Source organism: Terrilactibacillus laevilacticus (assembly GCF_006517395.1).
Taxonomy (GTDB): Bacteria; Bacillota; Bacilli; order Bacillales; family Sporolactobacillaceae; genus Terrilactibacillus; species Terrilactibacillus laevilacticus.
Map to the genome: position 1 here is coordinate 14,399 of NZ_VDCY01000017.1, position 17,381 is coordinate 31,779.

The 17,381-nt window shown below is 36.7% G+C and carries 15 protein-coding genes; 5 read left to right on the plus strand and 10 right to left on the minus strand.

Going from position 1 to position 17,381, the window contains the following annotated elements; genetic code table 11:
* Nucleotides 1–81: 81 nt before the first annotated feature.
* From FG390_RS13775 to FG390_RS13785, 3 genes are read right to left on the minus strand one after another with little or no spacing between them, the layout of a single operon-like run.
* A complete protein-coding gene (locus tag FG390_RS13775) occupies nucleotides 82–1,233 on the minus strand; it encodes an iron-containing alcohol dehydrogenase family protein (RefSeq protein WP_141191613.1) in 1,152 nt (383 codons plus the stop codon).
* 41 nt (nucleotides 1,234–1,274) lie between these two features.
* Nucleotides 1,275–2,675 carry an amino acid permease gene (locus FG390_RS13780; RefSeq protein ID WP_141191614.1) on the minus strand — a complete coding sequence of 467 codons (1,401 nt, stop codon included), beginning with the start codon at nucleotides 2,673–2,675 and terminating at the stop codon, nucleotides 1,275–1,277.
* A 37-nt stretch (nucleotides 2,676–2,712) separates the two neighbouring features.
* Complete coding sequence (locus FG390_RS13785; protein ID WP_141191615.1) at nucleotides 2,713–4,068, minus strand: aminotransferase class III-fold pyridoxal phosphate-dependent enzyme; 1,356 nt, start codon at nucleotides 4,066–4,068, stop codon at nucleotides 2,713–2,715.
* Nucleotides 4,069–4,401: 333 nt separating this feature from the next.
* On the opposite strand from FG390_RS13785, the gene FG390_RS13790 reads away from it, so the two are divergent.
* Nucleotides 4,402–4,785 carry an SET domain-containing protein gene (locus tag FG390_RS13790; RefSeq protein WP_141191616.1) on the plus strand — a complete coding sequence of 128 codons (384 nt, stop codon included), beginning with the start codon at nucleotides 4,402–4,404 and terminating at the stop codon, nucleotides 4,783–4,785.
* A 115-nt stretch (nucleotides 4,786–4,900) separates the two neighbouring features.
* On the opposite strand, the gene FG390_RS13795 is transcribed toward FG390_RS13790, so the two are convergent.
* From FG390_RS13795 to FG390_RS13810, 4 genes are all read right to left on the minus strand, one after another.
* Complete coding sequence (locus FG390_RS13795; protein ID WP_246092850.1) at nucleotides 4,901–5,359, minus strand: hypothetical protein; 459 nt, start codon at nucleotides 5,357–5,359, stop codon at nucleotides 4,901–4,903.
* Nucleotides 5,360–5,372: 13 nt separating this feature from the next.
* Entirely contained in the window at nucleotides 5,373–6,197 is an 825-nt protein-coding gene (locus FG390_RS13800; RefSeq protein WP_258311679.1) for a DUF3100 domain-containing protein, read from the minus strand.
* A 565-nt stretch (nucleotides 6,198–6,762) separates the two neighbouring features.
* Nucleotides 6,763–7,119, minus strand: a complete 357-nt coding sequence (locus FG390_RS13805) for a putative zinc-binding protein (RefSeq protein WP_141191617.1) — start codon at nucleotides 7,117–7,119, stop codon at nucleotides 6,763–6,765.
* Nucleotides 7,120–7,449: 330 nt separating this feature from the next.
* A complete protein-coding gene (locus FG390_RS13810) occupies nucleotides 7,450–8,511 on the minus strand; it encodes a permease (RefSeq protein WP_141191618.1) in 1,062 nt (353 codons plus the stop codon).
* 181 nt (nucleotides 8,512–8,692) lie between these two features.
* Between FG390_RS13810 and selD the strand changes: the two genes are divergently transcribed.
* Both selD and mnmH read left to right on the plus strand, forming a co-directional pair.
* Nucleotides 8,693–9,742: a selenide, water dikinase SelD gene (selD, locus tag FG390_RS13815; protein ID WP_141191619.1), complete on the plus strand. Its 1,050-nt coding sequence runs from the start codon at nucleotides 8,693–8,695 to the stop codon at nucleotides 9,740–9,742.
* 183 nt (nucleotides 9,743–9,925) lie between these two features.
* Complete coding sequence (gene mnmH, locus FG390_RS13820) at nucleotides 9,926–10,963, plus strand: tRNA 2-selenouridine(34) synthase MnmH (RefSeq protein WP_141191620.1); 1,038 nt, start codon at nucleotides 9,926–9,928, stop codon at nucleotides 10,961–10,963.
* 102 nt (nucleotides 10,964–11,065) lie between these two features.
* On the opposite strand, the gene FG390_RS13825 is transcribed toward mnmH, so the two are convergent.
* Nucleotides 11,066–12,469 carry a glycoside-pentoside-hexuronide (GPH):cation symporter gene (locus FG390_RS13825; RefSeq protein ID WP_141191621.1) on the minus strand — a complete coding sequence of 468 codons (1,404 nt, stop codon included), beginning with the start codon at nucleotides 12,467–12,469 and terminating at the stop codon, nucleotides 11,066–11,068.
* Between the two features lie 1,215 nt (nucleotides 12,470–13,684).
* On the opposite strand from FG390_RS13825, the gene FG390_RS13830 reads away from it, so the two are divergent.
* The gene (locus FG390_RS13830) at nucleotides 13,685–13,963 is read left to right on the plus strand and encodes a hypothetical protein (RefSeq protein WP_141191622.1); all 279 of its coding nucleotides are present in this window, start codon (nucleotides 13,685–13,687) and stop codon (nucleotides 13,961–13,963) included.
* Between the two features lie 430 nt (nucleotides 13,964–14,393).
* On the opposite strand, the gene FG390_RS13835 is transcribed toward FG390_RS13830, so the two are convergent.
* Nucleotides 14,394–15,425, minus strand: coding sequence for a polysaccharide pyruvyl transferase family protein (locus tag FG390_RS13835; RefSeq protein WP_141191623.1), 1,032 nt, complete (start codon nucleotides 15,423–15,425; stop codon nucleotides 14,394–14,396).
* Nucleotides 15,426–16,142: 717 nt separating this feature from the next.
* On the opposite strand from FG390_RS13835, the gene FG390_RS13840 reads away from it, so the two are divergent.
* Nucleotides 16,143–16,673 carry a 3D domain-containing protein gene (locus FG390_RS13840; protein WP_141191624.1) on the plus strand — a complete coding sequence of 177 codons (531 nt, stop codon included), beginning with the start codon at nucleotides 16,143–16,145 and terminating at the stop codon, nucleotides 16,671–16,673.
* Nucleotides 16,674–16,847: 174 nt separating this feature from the next.
* On the opposite strand, the gene mobB is transcribed toward FG390_RS13840, so the two are convergent.
* Entirely contained in the window at nucleotides 16,848–17,354 is a 507-nt protein-coding gene (gene mobB, locus FG390_RS13845) for a molybdopterin-guanine dinucleotide biosynthesis protein B (RefSeq protein WP_246092848.1), read from the minus strand.
* Nucleotides 17,355–17,381: the final 27 nt, after the last annotated feature.

Here is a 17,381-nt window from a genome sequence, read left to right on the forward strand (position 1 = left end):
TGTCTATATCATTTATGTGCTAAAAAAATGTTATTTGGCTATTTCCTAAGTCGGAACAACCAAATAACATTGACTGATTTTTTATTTCAAAAGTGTTTTTTCCTTTACGTCAAGTCCAGCGAATGACCGATACATGTCATACAACATCTCATCTGTCACTTCAACTGGATTATTATAGAGATTAGGATGCCGGCTTAATTTAACAAGTTCATGAATTTGATCTTCCGTTAAATGAAATTCCGTTAAATCCACGGTTAAGTTTATGTCTTTTTTTAGCTTATAGATCTGGTCAGCCATTTCATCCACAGAGCTAAATCCTACATTTCTTGCTAATTCCGTTAAGCGTCCACTCTCTGCTTTTTCGTTAATACGGGCAAAATAATCTAATGTGATTCCGCAAGCTTCACCATGCGGAATATCGAAAAGGTTCGTTAAAGGGAAAGAACATGCATGAGATGCCGCTGTTTTTGGAAGGGTAAAAGCGAGTCCTGCGATTAAACTTGCCTCACACATCTTTTCTCTTGCTTCCAAATTTTCAGGATCCTTATAGGCTGTATAGAGATAGTTGAACACAAGCTTTGCTGCGTGAATGGCAAAGGCATCGCAGATCGGTTGATGGCCTTTACTCCAATACCCTTCTAGGGCGTGAGATAATGTATCAATACCTACACAGGCGGTGACTCTTGGTGACATGGTCATCGTTAACTCTGGATCGATGAGTGCAATAGATGGATAGAAATTATCCGAATTAATCGGTCCCTTATACCCTGTTTCATAGTTTGTCAAAACCGATACACACGTCACTTCAGAACCAGTTCCAGATGTTGTTGGTACTGCGATCAAAGGCAAGTGTTCTTTTGGCAGCGGCAAGCCTGTTCCGTGGTACGTAGTAATATCATCATCGGTTAAGCAAATGGTAGCTGCTGCTTTAGCACAATCCATCGAGCTTCCTCCGCCTAAAGCAATGACAAAATCACAATTAAATTGTTTAATGGTATCGGAACATTCCATCACATTTTTTACAGAAGGATTAGGCATAACATCACCATACACATGGTTAATCATCCCATTTGATTGTTCTTTGATCGTTTTTACTAAGGCACTGTCTTTAAAATGATGCCCACATACAATGATCCCATTTTCCTTCCCAAGTTCCTTGGCGATCATGCCTAATTCTTTAATTCTTCCATTTCCAAATCTAATATTTACAGGTTGACTGTAATTCCACATCATAAACACCTCACACACGTCTATTTTTTGCTTTGTTTTTTAAATCAACTTTTTTGCATTTTTCCTTTAAGTTTGACTTGATAATAAACTAATAGGATCACTAACCAGCCTATCCCACCAAAGACTGAGATTCTCGTTAACGGCGATGTGATAATCGCAATGAGAGCTGTAATCAAGATGAGAAGTCCGATAATCGGGACAGTCGGCCATAGTTTAATAGGATAATGTAGTGATTTATTTTGTTGGTTAGCTTTTCGTCTAAATAGTAATTCACTGACTAAGATCACACCCCACGTCCAAAGCGACGCGAAAGCTGATGCACTTGTAATCCATACATAGACATTATCTGGTGCCAAATAAGTAATGAAGACACCGATCGAGATTATGGCTGCGGTGATCCATACAGCGACATGAGGAACGTCGTTTCGGTTCAGTTTGGTAAAGTTGTTAGAGTAGTACCCCTTCTTTGCCATTCCGAAAAGCATACGGCTTCCACCATACACGCCGGTATTACTCGATGAAAAGGCAGACAAAATGATAATTAAATTAACCAATCCTGCGGCAAACGGAATGCCAATTTTTGTGAACATCAAAACATAAGGACTGGCACTTTTCTCTAAGATATACGTCCATGGAAAGGCACAAAGCATAATGAAGATCGAGCCAATATAAAATAGAGAGATTCTTAACGCAACTGTTTGAAACGATTTTTTCAAAGTGACTCTTGGATTATGCGATTCCCCTGCTTCAACCGCCAGTGTTTCAATACCGCTATAGACTTGAACGACAAGTGAAATCGTGGCTAACACACCTAAGATCCCGTTTGGTAAAAAGCCGCCATTTGACCAAAGATTCGTTAACCCAACAGCCTGTCCGTGGTTAAATACACCGGTTAGAATGATAAGAGCACCGAATGCCATAAATACGGTGATCGCCATGACTTTTAAAATAGCAAACCAATATTCTAGTTCACCAAATATTTTGACGGTAAGAAGATTTGAAAGTGTAAATAGAACTAACGCAATCAGTCCAGGGATCCAGGCTGGGAAGCTCGGGTACCAATATTGAACGAGCTTTCCTATGGCAGCGAGTTCGGACATGACGGTCGCGACCCAATAAAACCACCACATGCCTGATGTTAAAAAACCCATCCGGTCTCCCATATACTCTCCAGCAAAATGACTAAATGAACCCGAAATCGGATTTTCCATCGTCATTTCACCTAAACAACGCATCACAATCGCCGCTAATATCCCGCAAAACACAAAACTAATTAAAACACCCGGACCTGCCAGCTTCACCGCTGTTGCCGATCCGTAAAACAAACCAACTCCGATAACGCCTCCAAGAGCAAGCATTTGAATATGTCTTTTCGATAAACTCCGTTCCAGTTCTTTCTCGCCTTTCGTTTCTTCAACCCATTCTTCTTTTAACTTGGCCTGCATCTTCATGACCTCCCTCTATAAACAAGATAGATTTCGATTAAAACAAATAGGTATGATCAACCCAAGTCAACACTTCATCTAAGATTGGCAGAGTTTCTAGTAACTGTTCTTTCGTCATGATGAGTGGAGGACAAATATTGATGTTATTTTCACGTCCAAAGGTCGAGAACCCTTTTTCTTTTAATTTGCCCATGATGGTTGACATAATGTTGTTAGATGAACCATAGGGCACAAGAGGCTCACGTGTCGCTTTGTCTTTGACGAGTTCAAGTGCAGAGAAGAGTCCGATATATCGAACATCGCCCACACATGGATGTTTTTCTTTCATGTCTTCTAAAAATTCACCTAAATACTGTCCAACTTCATTGACATGATCTAATATGTGATGTTCGTAGTAATAATTAACCGAAGCAACGCCTGCGGCACAGGCTAATGTATGACCGCTATACGTTAGGCCGCATTGCAGAACGTTTTCTTCAAAATATTTGGAGATCTCTTCGCTTACAATGACACCGCCGAGCTGAACGTAGCCGCACGTCACACCTTTTGCAAAAGTAATTAAATCCGGTTCGATACCCCAATGTTGGAATGCAAACATTTTTCCTGTGCGACCAAACCCAGCCATCACTTCATCACAAATCATTAAAATACCATATTGATCACATAACTTTCTAACGCCTTGTAAGTAACCTTCTGGAGGAATGATGACTCCATTCGCACCTGTAATACTTTCTAGTAAAATAGCCGCAATGGCATTCGGTCCCTCATATATGATCTGTTCTTCTAATTGATGAAGATAATAGTCAGTCGCCTTTTCTTCATCTGCAAATTTAATTTTTTCATGATAGATATATGGATCGAAAAATTTAATGAAACCGGAAGCTGCAGGATTTTCGGCTGCAAATCGTCTAGGATCACCAGATGCGTTAGCGGCGCCTAAAGATGCGCCATGATATGATCTATATCTGCTTAAAATTTTACTTTTACCTGTAAACATACGAGCCATTTTGATCGCATTTTCATTTGCTTCTGCTCCGCCATTCGTAAAGAATACTCTTGAATAATTGTCACCTGCAATATCCACTAACATTTTCGCTAATTTTGCTTTAGGCTCCGTCGCATAAGCCGGTGCCATAAAAGCCATTTTGTCGACTTGCTCATGAATCGCATTGATAATTTCTTTATTGTTGTGACCTAAGTTGGTACAAACTAATAATGAACTCATATCGGTATATCGTTTACCTTCGTAATCCCAGAAATAAATGCCATCTGCTTTTTCAATTGCTAAAGCCTTATTCCCTTGTTTTGACCATGAATGCATCACATAATCTTTATCCAATTCTTGAATTTCTCCACCAGTTAATTTTTGATTAATATTTAAAACATCAACCATTTGATTATCCCTCCATTTTTATATAAATTTTCAGTCAGATAAATATCGTTCTTTGTGATCAAGCACATAACCCACCGGCAGGTTATGTTAATTGACTGAAAGGGTAGCTAACCTTTATCAAAAAACGCTGAGTTAAACAATTAAGGATTATATTATTAAATTTTTACTATACAAATCATTATATATTTTTAGAATTTTATTACAATAAGACTATAGCTTAAGAATTTTTGTGCTCGAGCACATAGGGAATCTAAAGGAAGAGAATTTTTTTGCCTTCATCATACAAGACATGTTACAGTTAATTAGAAATTAATGAAAGCGTAGGTAAGGTTTATGATCGAAGTGAAAAGTTCTCCCATTAGTAATGGAGAATTCAATAGAGGCGTTTTTGCGACTTTCGATATAAAAAAAGGAACGCTGATCCATGAAGCACCCGTTATTGCGTATCCAAATGAGCAACATGAACATATCGAAAAAACATTACTAGGGGATTATGCTTTTCAGTATGGCATTCATCATTCGGCGATTCTTCTAGGCTATGGCATGCTGTTCAACCATTCTTATGAACCGAATGCCCACTATAAGATTAATTTTGACCATCACACATTTGACTTCTATGCCTATCGAGACATAAAAGCGGGCGAAGAGATTTTCATCAACTATAACGGTGATGTCGATAACAAAGATCCTTTATGGTTTGAGGATGAAGAAGATTGAACCTCTCACAACTGAAGTCGCGAGTTACAGCTGATTCATAAAACAAATCCACCTTGTTCATTTCTTAGAATAAGGTGGATTTGTCATGATTACTTTAGATGGAAATCGTTCACTATCAAAACTTACCTATAAATCTAAAACTCAATTCTGCCATGATCGTAGAAATAACGAAGGTTCCTGTATAAACTACGAACGAGATAACGACGATTCTCCATCCTAACTTTTTAAATTGATTTAAGTCTTTGCCAAATGATAAACCTGCATAGGCTAGTATAGGTGTGGCCAAAGCTAAAAAGTTGACGTTTCCTGTTTCTTTAGTTATCCATTCACTTCCAGGAAAGATTTTTGTTGTGACCAATAAAGCGATTAAAGAAATATAGATAACTGCAGGTAAGTTAATGGGCAATATCTTCTTTATTCCCCAACCTACAATGGTTATAAGAACAATGATTAACATACCAGGTAGAGCTTTAATGGGTGAGACATGATATCCCGCCCAATTACCTAATAATGCAATAATTCCAATAATGATATATGTTAAGATCATATCTTTCATTTTTAAGTTATTTTCCAATGCCGTCACCCCTCTATGTTTTAATGTTTTTAATCTCGTTTCTGTGTTTTCTACCAAGGATTGGGTTTAACTTATTATATAAAAATTCTGTAAGTGGTAAAGATATGAATACACAAATATACGTTCCTAATAATGTCGTAATAAGGTTAGCGCCACCTGAGAATACTGCTATAGTACCTGCCTGCTCGGGATAAATGGTAACTAGCGTTCCTGTGACTGCCGCCATCATACTCCCTGATCCAACACCCGCTCCCATCGCCAAAGAAAGTGGATGAAAAATATCAAGTTTAGCGATGACACTTGTGAGGAGTGACAAATAAAGTGCGCCAAAAAGGGTTCCACACACATAAACTCCTAAAGCTCCTCTACCTTCAGGTGAATCTGAACGATATTTTTCAGAAATAATAGCGAGATTGGGTTCTCTATCAATTGAAAAAGTGGCTCCGATCGTTTCTCTTTTCATTCCTATCAACAAGGCAATTGGAAGACCTAAAATAATGGTTCCTAAGATATGTCCAGCCTCTTGCAAGAGTAGGGGGATACCAGATTTAAATAGTTCCATCAATTGTGGTCCCATCATTGTCCCTAACTTAGCAATAAAAAGCATAAACGAAATACCTAATATATTAGCTGAAATTTGCATTTCTTTCTTTTTTAAAATTTTAAGTTTAGGAATGCTCATGATTGATCCAATAATTAATGCATATAGCATAGGAAATAAAGTAATCGTACCAATACCTAAGCCGAGTTCATGTACACCGATAAGTTCTGAAACACAAACCAAAATCAAAACAAACAGATGAACCTTCCAACTGAACATCGATGGCTTTGCACTCATAATATCTCTCCTTTTATTTTAATTTTCAATATTTATTACAAGTTAAGTTTACAATTAGTTTACTGAATATGTCCTCCCCCCTTTTCAGTCTTTTTTCATGTCACCCCTTTCTAATCATTTAAATAAAAAGCACCTTCCTATTTAGTAAAATGATTACTAATAGAAAAGGTGCAGATTATATCATAACGAAAAAAACTCTTGTAATCAACTCTTTTAGAGATTTGCGTATAAAAGTAGTAGATATTGATAGATTTATTGAAAAAACATATGCTATTAGAGGTTGTTTAAAAAGTCACCAAATGATAAGCTACGAATCCTCGGCGCCCGCTTGTTTTTCCGGTCCTCATGTAGTGGATACGAGAAGATCGCTGGCTAAAACCGCTCACGTCCTGTGGCTGGCGCCTTAATCTACCACAACGCAAGGAATGCCGGTCCTCAAAACAGCGCCGCTCTTAGCCTTCTTGCTTCTAATTTGTTACCTTTTTGAACACGCACTTAAAGTGAAAAAAAGACCCCTTCCTTTGATTGGAAAGCGTCCAAAAGTTTTTCAATGGCTATTAAATGATTATTTTATAAGTTCCATTATTTGGTCGTAAGCTTGCATCGTAAGCTCAGGATCAGGATCTTCGCCTTTTTTCTTCGGTACATTAAAATTAGATAGTATATAATGATGCTTTGGTTCAACGTCATGTCTAGCTAATGAATGCTTGCAACAGGCTAATGGACAACCATCAATGGCAATGATATCACGTCCAGATTTTGCTGTTCTAACAAGCGGTTTAACATCTCCGCCTACTCCGGCAATACATGACATTTCAGCAATTCCTTCACGATCCATTTTTATCGCAATTGTATTAGCCGTTTGTGCAGCTGAAGAACATCCAGAACATGAATAGACAAGAGGTAAATCTGTTTTTTTCATTGTGGTACTCTCCTCACACCTCTATTTTTGTTTAAGCAGGAATCTATTTTCTTTTTAAATTAAGTTGCTGCTTATATCTAACAAATTAGTTTTATAGTAAGTAATTGACTAAAAAAAGTCTGTGAGGAAAATCACCTTTTTATGGCAACAGTTTACCACGCTGTCACTAAAAAGACATAGTTGAAGTCTGAAAATGCAACTTACTTTTTTGACTTTTAAAACAATCTCTTTTTACCATGTTTTTCCCATTAAACGACTTAATAAAAAACCTAGAGACAAGACACTTTTACCATGTCGAATCTCTAGGCTTTCTACTAATATATCTAAATCTTATAAGACTAGCTTTCCTATCAATCCACTAACCACTCCAAGAACAACCACCGAAATCACCACAAAACCTAACACTTTCTTAGGAAGTGACTTAGCAACGATTAATAACGATGGTAGACTAATGGCAGGTAATGTGATTAGGAGTGCTGCCGCCGGTCCACCACCAAGTCCTATAGACATAAACGTTTGGATGATTGGAATTTCGGCAGCTGTTGGAATGACAAAAATCATGCCGGCAATTGCAAAAATAAGGATTGCAAGTAGGCTATTAGCTGATGCATCACTTAATTGCGGGAATAACCAGACCCTTGCTGCGCCTAATAGAAATACTGATAAAACATATGCTGGAACAATGTAAAGAAGCATACTTCCTAAACTTTTTAACCATTTGACTAAAAAGCTACCTTCTGGTTTTTCATCAGTCATGATTTTATCAAGGTCAATAGGCTCAGCATCTTTCACAAAGCGATTAGCCAAATAGCTTACTCCAAAAGTTAGAATAAATCCAAATATAAGACGCATTAGAGTAAACTTCCACGATAAAACAAACGTCATAAAAATGAGTGTAGCCGGATTAATCATAGGGTTTCCAATCCAAAAGGCCAATGCGGCACCGACTGAGACATTCTTTTTACGAAGACCAACCGCCATCGGAGCGGCACAGCAGGTGCACATCATGCCAGGAACAGAAGCGAGTCCAGCAATCGCCGTGCTACCGAATGATGTTTTTCCAAGGACTTTTATCAGCCATTGGGTTGGCAATAATACTTGAATTAAAGATCCGAGTAGAATACCAAGGGCGGCTGCTTTCCATACGGACTCAAAATAAACAACCGCATAATCCCAAGCCGAATGCCATGATAACGTCTCATCGGAAAGATTCCCCAATATGGAAGAACCTATTGAATGAGTATGGGCCGCTAAGAATGATTTGCTATAATAAGGCAGCCATTTTACATAAAGTAATCCAGCAGCCGCAATAAGTATAAAAGTAACGACAAACCAAATCAATTTTCGATTTTCGGATGGTCGTTGCTGAGGTGTTGTGTCTAGTTGCGACATGTTACCCCTCCTGTATGTTAATTTTAAAGACAACATATTATATCATAAATTCATCCAATTTTTCTCAATATATATGATATAAAAGTTGAATTTTATTCGCTTCAATTTGGAAATTTCCCTTTATTGACAGTGTGTTTTATAATAAAACTATATCTAACTCGTTTTGAAAGGTTGTTTTCATATGACAGAGACACATTCTATAAAGCTAACTTCCCTATCATCTAAAGGAGGCTGCGGTTGTAAAATTGGACCTGCGGACTTATCACAAGTTTTAAGAGACTTGCCAAAAGCGGCTCCAAATCCAAATTTACTCGTCGGCCTTGATACAAGTGATGATGCTGGGGTTTACCGATTAAATGATGAACTTGCGATTGTTCAGACTGTAGACTTCTTTACACCGATTGTTGATGATCCCTATTCTTTTGGACAAATTGCGGCAGCGAATGCCATAAGTGATATCTATGCGATGGGTGGAACACCTCTAACCGCATTAAATATTGTTGCCTTCCCTATCTCAACATTGGACAAGGATATTTTAAAGGAAATTCTTCGAGGTTCAGCCGATAAATTGAAAGAAGCCGGCGTCACCCTTGTCGGCGGCCACTCTATCGATGACAAAGAACCAAAATTTGGACTAGCTGTGACAGGAACAATCCATCCAGATAAAATTCGTGCCAATACCGGCGCCAAACCCGGAGATAAACTGATCTTTACAAAACCGATTGGTGTTGGCATCTACTCGACTTCTATTAAAAAAGATCTCTTAACCGAGGAAGAAATTGCTCGTGTGACAAAGGTCATGTCCACTTTAAATAAAACGGCTTCCGAAACGATGGCGCCTTATGACGTTCATGCTTGTACCGATGTCACCGGTTTCGGATTACTTGGACATGCCTCCGAAATGGCGAAAGGCAGTCAATCTGGTCTTACCATTTATAAAGATCAAGTACCTTCCTTGCCTAGACTTAGAGAGCTTGCTGAAGCTGGTGCCGTCCCAGGTGGAACAAAGAATAACTTTAAACACCTTCAAGGAGATGTCACTTTCCCAAACACCATGGATCAAATCGATCAATGGATATTGTGTGATGCTGTGACATCTGGCGGTCTCTTAATTTCCGTTAGCGAAAAAGAAGCGAATGACTTACTATCTGATTTACAAAGAGCAGGTGTACCAGCCAAATTAATTGGTGAAGTCACTGAGGAAAATCCTGGACATATCACAGTCTTATAAGGATAAATATTCACTCGGTAATAGATAGCAAAAAATCGGCTTATGCCGGTTTTTTCAATTGGATTGATCATAGTAATAGGAAAAACGACGACAGTCATCATATGGCTAGTGGTATGTTTTCCTAGTATAAACATTTCTTTCAAGCTATCAAGTATGGTCCTAAAAGAGAAAGGTGGAAACTTTGTGTTTCAAGATATTTCGATTGATGAATTACTTGATCTAAAAAGTAAAGGTGAAATTACTCTTATTGACGTAAGATCACCATCAGAATATAAAGATGCTACCATACCTGGTAGTTTGAATATCCCATTATTTAATGACGAAGAACGAGCCGAAGTTGGAACGATTTACAAGCAAACCAGTCCCCAAGCGGCCAAAGAACGTGGGCTTGAGATCTTTTCCGCAAAACTCCCTGCTTTTATTAAAGATTTTGCTCAAATAGAAGGCAAAAAAGCCGTATTTTGCTGGCGTGGAGGCATGCGAAGCCGTACTTCTGCTACGGTTCTCGATTTAATGGGAATCAAAGCCTACCGACTAGAGGGCGGCTATCGAACCTATCGTAACTGGGTCGTAGAAAAGCTGAATTCATTTGATTTGAAACCGAAAGTCTATGTATTAAATGGAAACACGGGATCAGGAAAAACAACGATTCTGCACCGTTTGAGGAAAAAAGGATACCCTGCCATTGATCTTGAAGGAATGGCCAACCATAGAGGATCTATTTTCGGGCAAATTGGACTCAAACCTCATAATCAAAAAACCTTTGATGCCCTCCTCTTCCAAGATCTTGAGAGGTTTCAATCATCGCCTTATATTTTAATTGAAGGCGAAAGTAAACGCATTGGGAAAGTCCTCCTCCCTGACTTTTTAGTAGAAAAAAAAGAGCAAGGCATCCAATTATTCATAGATATGCCAATTGAAGAACGAATCACTCACATCTTAGAGGATTACCAGCCATGGAATCATAGGGAAGAATGCATAGAAGCCTTTGATCGAATTAAAAGACGCATTCATACACCGATTGCCAAACAAATTGAAGAAGATCTAAAAGCAGAAAACTTTCGTGCAGCTGTCGGATTGTTACTCGAGTTTTATTACGATCCATTATATGAACGTTCAGCCAATCAATATCCAGAGGACCTTAAAGTTACATTAAAAGTGAAGAATGTCGACGAGGCAGTTGAGGCTGTTTTGGATCAGGTTAAAGTGAAACAGAGTTAGTTTTAAGAACCAAATTTGTATTAGAGTCATCCTTATCAGATTTTAAAGGTGTCCAAAAATTTTGGACACCCTTTTTTTTCAAGATCATGATTATTAAAATGATCATTTTAATGGTTTTCTTTTCTTTTTTAAATCTGACATCATCTTTTTATATTTCTTTTCAGATAAAGGATAGAAACAAAAGATGATAATGGATAGTAATGTGAGGATGCCAGGTATTGATGCATTCATATTTTTAATGGCATTAAGGGATGATAATGTCTGGTCGCTATTAGCTACATAACCTGAGTAGCCTAAATAATAAGCAGAAAATGTTCCAGCTACGGCCACACCCAATTTGTTAACAAAACTCATACTAGATATGACAACTCCGTCTGCGCGAACGTTTGTTTTCCATTCAGCGTAATCCACACAATCTGCAAGCATGCCCCATGCGAGCGTATTCAGTGGCGTTGAAAAAAAGCCACAAATAAATAACCAAACCAATATTATCATAATTGAGGAATATGACGTAAATTGAAGTCCAGCAAATGAGATAAGGGATATCGTTGCCGATATAATCACGACACTCTTTCTTCCCCATCTTTTTGTTAATGTCGGTATAAATAAGTTACTGAGAAAGGCAGCGCCAAAAAACAAAACAGTCCCTATAAATACGAGATCTTCACGATGGATATTATAAGTAAAATAATATACCATGGTACTCAATCGAATATTAAAGCCAATAGAAAACATCAAAAAAGTTGAAATAAGGATGATCAGTGGCTTGTTTTTCAGCAATACCTGTATTGTTTTTTTCAATCCTTGTTTCTTAGGCTTTTTAATAACGACCCGTTCCTTGACGGTCATAAAGCTGAATACATTTAACAATAAACCAGCAACCGCATAGACTAGCGAAGTCATCTGAAACCCAAAGGAAGCATTATCGCCTCCAAATAATTTTACCAAAGGGGTTGCACATGATATAGCTAGAAGGATTCCTATATAAACGAGAATCATACGTACGGTTGTTAATACAGTCCGTTCATGTACATTATCAGTAATTCGCCCAGTTAAACTATTCACTGAAATCGTTTGAACACTAAAGAACATACCAAGTAAAATATAAGTCACATAAGCGTAAATAATATTGCCACTTGATCCAAAGTTAGGAGTCGTAAAACATAAAAAAGTACTTGCTGCTAACGGGACCGCGACCCATAGCAGAAAAGGTCTTGCTTTACCCCATCTCGTGTTCGTTTTATCTAAAAGCGTCCCCATTAATGGATCACAAATAGCATCAAATACACGTACGACTAAAAATAATGTTGCAATAACTTCTGGCTTGATTCCGTCCACATCTGTATAAAAGAATAGCAGATAGGCATTAACAAATTGAAACACGATATTATAGGACATATCGCCAGATCCAAATCCGAATCGCTCAATCCAAGTTAAACGACCATTAACATTTGACGGTAGCTTACTCTCAATCTTTAAATTCTTTGTCTGTTCTGCTTCTAACATACTTACCTCCAAGTTTCATTTTTTAGAGAAAACAATCTATCGCAGATGATAAAATTATCGATCAGCTATTCTTTCATCTTATAAAGACAACTTATAGATTGTAAGTCTTAGAATCTTTGAACTTAGGTTCCGTAATTTATTGATATCAAGTTATCGTTTTATGCGAATGGTCTTTTATTTACAATTTTCACACAAAATAATATATACGAACACCCTCGAAATAATTTTCATCACCTCCTTTATAGTTGAAAAGAGATTTATACTTTTCAACTAGTCTTACCAACGGCTTTTCCTAGGATCCTAATTTAAATGAAATTTATATGGCTATATTTGCAGAAAACATAATATTAAAATAATTTTGTATGCGATGAGTAGTCCTTCCATGTTTAGAAAGGTTGAAGTTTTTCTTTCATACAAATTTGATGAATACAACCAGAAAAATGGGCTTTTCAAACTGCTCCCTATTTTGAGTCAAAGTCTTTATTTTATAAACTGATGGAATAAAATGTGAGTTTTTGTTATTGTATAAGCAATAGTGGACAATTCTTTTAAAGGGCTTTCTATAATGAAATGGCAGTCTTTCTTTGTCTTTTACTATGTATCTATAGACATGACGCAAAACAGGTACAAGTTTATTAAGATACGATGATAAGGCACATGAAAGAAGACCATAGGGCAGACCTTGAAGGGTAAAAACGGGAGAATAGTGAAGAAATGAGAAAAAACTATTGTTAACCACTATAATACAGTGTTCTTACACACTTGGATACTAATTTAGATGGACGATCCCCCATTTTGTTGGAGAGGATATCCAACTTCCCTTCAATTAAATCAACTGATTATCCTCTAGGAACTTTGAGGAGTGAAAAAGCCGCCGTTAATTGCTGGCAATGCCTTTAATAATATGTTGGGTTTCTCCGGTCATTCATCATCTTTACTTTATTACAATAACCCATAACATAGATCAGAATTTATTTATTTTATAACCGAACATCTTACTACTATATATTGTGTCATAAAAGAAAAAACAAATCAACTCATAGGGATTGAGCTAAAGACAAATTAGACAAAATATAACAACTATGCATGATTTGTCTCTCATAGTTATTGTAACTATGAATGAACAGTGATTGAATGAATCAACGATACTAGTAATGGCATATACTTTGGACATGGAAATAAGTTTTATTCAATTATAATAATGGAGGTGAAACAATGAGAAAAATTATGATATTTATCCTTTCATTTGGTGTGGTGACAGGCGGTATTGTTATGTTTAACACCGAACAGAAAAGTAACGGGCAAACAAAGACCGATTCAATTGCGGATCATTTACTCCATCCAAAATATATTATTAAAAAAGGGATAAATGTAAATTCACGTACAGAATCTGCACAATCCTCTGAGTATAAGAGCGGAATACAAAACCTTCCAAATGTATATTTAAACAGACCAGTCGTGATTACAGAAATGCCTTACTCTAAAAACAAATAAGTTCTAAAGTAATGACGCTAAAAACGCCTGGATATCCAAGCGTCTTTATGTTTCTTATAGAGGTTGTTCAAAAAGTCAACAAATGATAAGCTACGAATCTCGGCGTTGGCTCGTTTTTCCGGTCCTCATGTAGTAAAAACCTACATTCCGGTCCTCAAAACAGCGCCGCCTTGATCTTCTTGCTTCTAATTTATCACCTTTTTGAACACGCACTTATATTGTTTTTGGTAATGTTTTTGGTAATTTCTTCACCTAAGAGGTGCTGGTCTCTTTCTTTAGTTGCTGTAATAAATGACGTATCATCTGTCATAAACCCTTACCTTGGAGTTGGCGTTTCAAAATCCTTGAGACCATTGGGATCAGGTTTATGAAATTCATTCAATGATGGAGATAAAAACCGCTTTAGACCTTTTCCTAATTTATAAATTGATCACCCTTTAAAAAATTCCTTCAATGGTTCAAAATCATCGGATAGATCAATATCATTTGGTTCTGCTTCTAGTAACCGTTCGATCATTTGTTCTAATTCATCAATATCTTGTTTATCCGTGTATTCAATGAAGTTTAATTCTTCGAGCCAATCGGTATAAGAATGTTTGGCTTTTCCATAACTATTTCCGAATACGAGGCATGGTGTTTTCGTAATAATGGAAAAGATCATGGCATGCAGGCGATCGGTAATGATTAACTTTTTAGAACGAATTCGATCAAGCATTTTCATGAAGTATTCCTCTCTATCTTCGTAATCAATGGTTTCTACCTCTGACAACACGGTATCAGTACGTTCAACTGTAGTTGTTTCTCCTGCCCAGCTCATTAATTCGGAAATAAAATCTTCATCTGTTACCTTCTCTTTGTCTGCTCTTAAAATAAAGAGCACGCCTTCCCTTTCGATATCTCTTGGCACGATATCTAATGATAACACCATGTCAGGAGTATAAATTACATTCGAATGAAATGTCTCTTTTAACCGGTCTAATGTCTGCGATTCTCTCGCGACTAAAGTTAAATTAGGATTTTGATGATAGGCATCCTGCGATTTCTTCTTTTCTAGATTTCCTTGTTTTGTATCTTCAAAATGGACCGATTGTGGTAATGAAATGGTTTTGTAATTCTTAAAAGCGGCGAATACTTTTCTTCGATCTTCTTCTATATCAAGATAAAGACTTCCTAAATTACCACCACCTGTAAAACAAACGATGTCGTTTTCATGAATGATTTCTTTTACGAGTTCAATACCTGCATCTGTGGCATAATCCATGATTTCGATATATTCATAGTATGGAAAGTGATTCCTAATAAATTTCTCCTCTGCATACGCTATCGCCTGGTCTCCAATGTTCGTATAACTAGGAGAACCAAATAGAAAAACTTTTCTTTTATCATTTACTAAGGCATCTGCATCCACATTTGGAGCAATGCCTTTCACTAACTTTTTTTCTTTTATTGTTTGTCCGTTCATCTCAAGTGCCCTCCTATCGTTTAATAACGGCTTGCTAATATCTATTACCCTAAAAGGTAGTTAAGTAAGCATGAAAACGTTAACAATACGAGTTATATTCACCCGGACACATTCAAACTTCTTCATAATTTAAGCGGTTACATCGCGCTAAACCATGCTATAGTTAAACTTGAGGAGGATTCTGAATTTTTTGGATTAAAACGGAAATTTTAAGATATTAGAAAACAAACTGGTATTCCCAGACCATATTGAGTCTATAAAGATAAGCAATCATGCCTATCTTTATATCCGTTTATCATTTAATTTAGATAAATGAAGGCTATCTCCTATATGCGGGATGGCGTTCTTTTATTGTGCATTGTTTTTTAGGAGGAATGTTTTAATATAACAATAGCTTTCATCAATATTCCTTAGAATAAATTGAAATTGCTTATTATAATTGAAAAAAAATTCCTAAGTTTAAAATTTCAAGTCAGAAACTAACTCAAAATTGCAAATTAATTCAACCTACCCTATAAGACCCATTTTTTGGGGGGAGCTTGTATTCTATTTCCCTACTAATAGATCAGGTTTATGTAAATCATACTTTCCCTATCAGTTGCACTGTAAATAAATTGTAACGCTCTATTAATTTGATTATCACTTTGTAATGACATAATGATAAGTATCCTGATAGAGAAAAAATGGATAAATAAAAATAAATGGAGTGCAAAAACTATGAGAAAACTAATCGTCTGTTCTACATTAGTTGTATCATTACTAAGTGCAGCAACTCCGACTTTTGCTTACACAGTTAAAAGTGGGGACACAATGACGAAAATTGCAACTGATAATGGTATGGCTCTACAAGATCTGTCAAAAGCTAACCCACAAATACAAGATTTAAATTCTATTTTCGTTGGTCAGCAAATAAACTTAAACGGTTTGAATACTGGTACTGAGGCGACAATTAACCAAAAGGTAGACTCAAACTTCAAGCCATTTACGGCAACTGCTTATTCAATGGGAACAGTGACTGCAACAGGAACTAAAGTAGCTCAAGGAAGAACCATAGCCGTTGACCCTAACGTGATTCCATTAGGATCAAAAGTAGAAATTAAGAGTGATATTCCAGGTGTTTCAGGCATTTATACGGCTGAAGATACAGGATCAGCAGTTAAAGGAAACAAGATTGATATATATATGAATACATATGATCAATGTGTTCAATTCGGTTTAAGAGATATTCAATTAAGAGTGTTAGATTAATAGGGACCCATATGGTCTCTATTTTTTTATATAAACATAACACGCTCATGTTCTCGTTTGCTTTGCGTTTTGCCAGAATGCACTCTACAATAGAGGTTACTCTGACTTTCATCTTATTAATAAAAGCCATATTTGGTGATGTATGAAAAGATTCTTACGCCTTTGACTGATTCATCAACATTTTAGCCCTTTCATTTTATTCTCTATGTACTCCGATAGCCATACACAATATTGGTCGTCATTTATTGAAAATACATTGTTCTCATTATGGAGTGGTATCCATGAAATAATCGCTACGATATTAGAAAGTTGTCTTAACAAACCAATCTCTTCTTCTGAACGAATACAGACGATTTTATCGTAATTTTTTTGTTTATAACCTTCAATAAGAAGAACATCAATTTCTGCCAATTGATAAATTGCCATCCAGTCCAGCTGAATATTTGTACTCAACGTTAACAATCCTTCTCCCGAAACACCTGAGAGAAGTGATCCTGCCTGCAACAGACGTGTAGAATCTTTATCTTTAGGAAGAAGTGGCGTACCCCCATGCCCATGGTGCTTAAACGAACCGGCTTTATATCCTTTTTTGGTTAAATAACGAAGAATATTTTCAGCCACTGTGGTTTTCCCACTATTTTGATAGCCAACAACTTGTAAAATCAGTGGTTCAGTTTTCAACGATTCACCTCCCATTCCATTTTCTAA

Coding starts and splice junctions, on each gene's coding strand:
- FG390_RS13800 (WP_258311679.1), bottom strand. CDS start 6,197: ATGAGTGCAAAGCCATCGATGTTCAGTTGGAAGGTTCATCTGTTTGTT.
- FG390_RS13830 (WP_141191622.1), top strand. CDS start 13,685: ATGAGAAAAATTATGATATTTATCCTTTCATTTGGTGTGGTGACAGGC.
- FG390_RS13790 (WP_141191616.1), top strand. CDS start 4,402: ATGATCGAAGTGAAAAGTTCTCCCATTAGTAATGGAGAATTCAATAGA.
- FG390_RS13775 (WP_141191613.1), bottom strand. CDS start 1,233: ATGATGTGGAATTACAGTCAACCTGTAAATATTAGATTTGGAAATGGA.
- FG390_RS13805 (WP_141191617.1), bottom strand. CDS start 7,119: ATGAAAAAAACAGATTTACCTCTTGTCTATTCATGTTCTGGATGTTCT.
- FG390_RS13825 (WP_141191621.1), bottom strand. CDS start 12,469: ATGTTAGAAGCAGAACAGACAAAGAATTTAAAGATTGAGAGTAAGCTA.
- FG390_RS13780 (WP_141191614.1), bottom strand. CDS start 2,675: ATGCAGGCCAAGTTAAAAGAAGAATGGGTTGAAGAAACGAAAGGCGAG.
- FG390_RS13785 (WP_141191615.1), bottom strand. CDS start 4,068: ATGGTTGATGTTTTAAATATTAATCAAAAATTAACTGGTGGAGAAATT.
- FG390_RS13810 (WP_141191618.1), bottom strand. CDS start 8,511: ATGTCGCAACTAGACACAACACCTCAGCAACGACCATCCGAAAATCGA.
- FG390_RS13835 (WP_141191623.1), bottom strand. CDS start 15,425: ATGAACGGACAAACAATAAAAGAAAAAAAGTTAGTGAAAGGCATTGCT.
- selD (WP_141191619.1), top strand. CDS start 8,693: ATGACAGAGACACATTCTATAAAGCTAACTTCCCTATCATCTAAAGGA.
- FG390_RS13840 (WP_141191624.1), top strand. CDS start 16,143: ATGAGAAAACTAATCGTCTGTTCTACATTAGTTGTATCATTACTAAGT.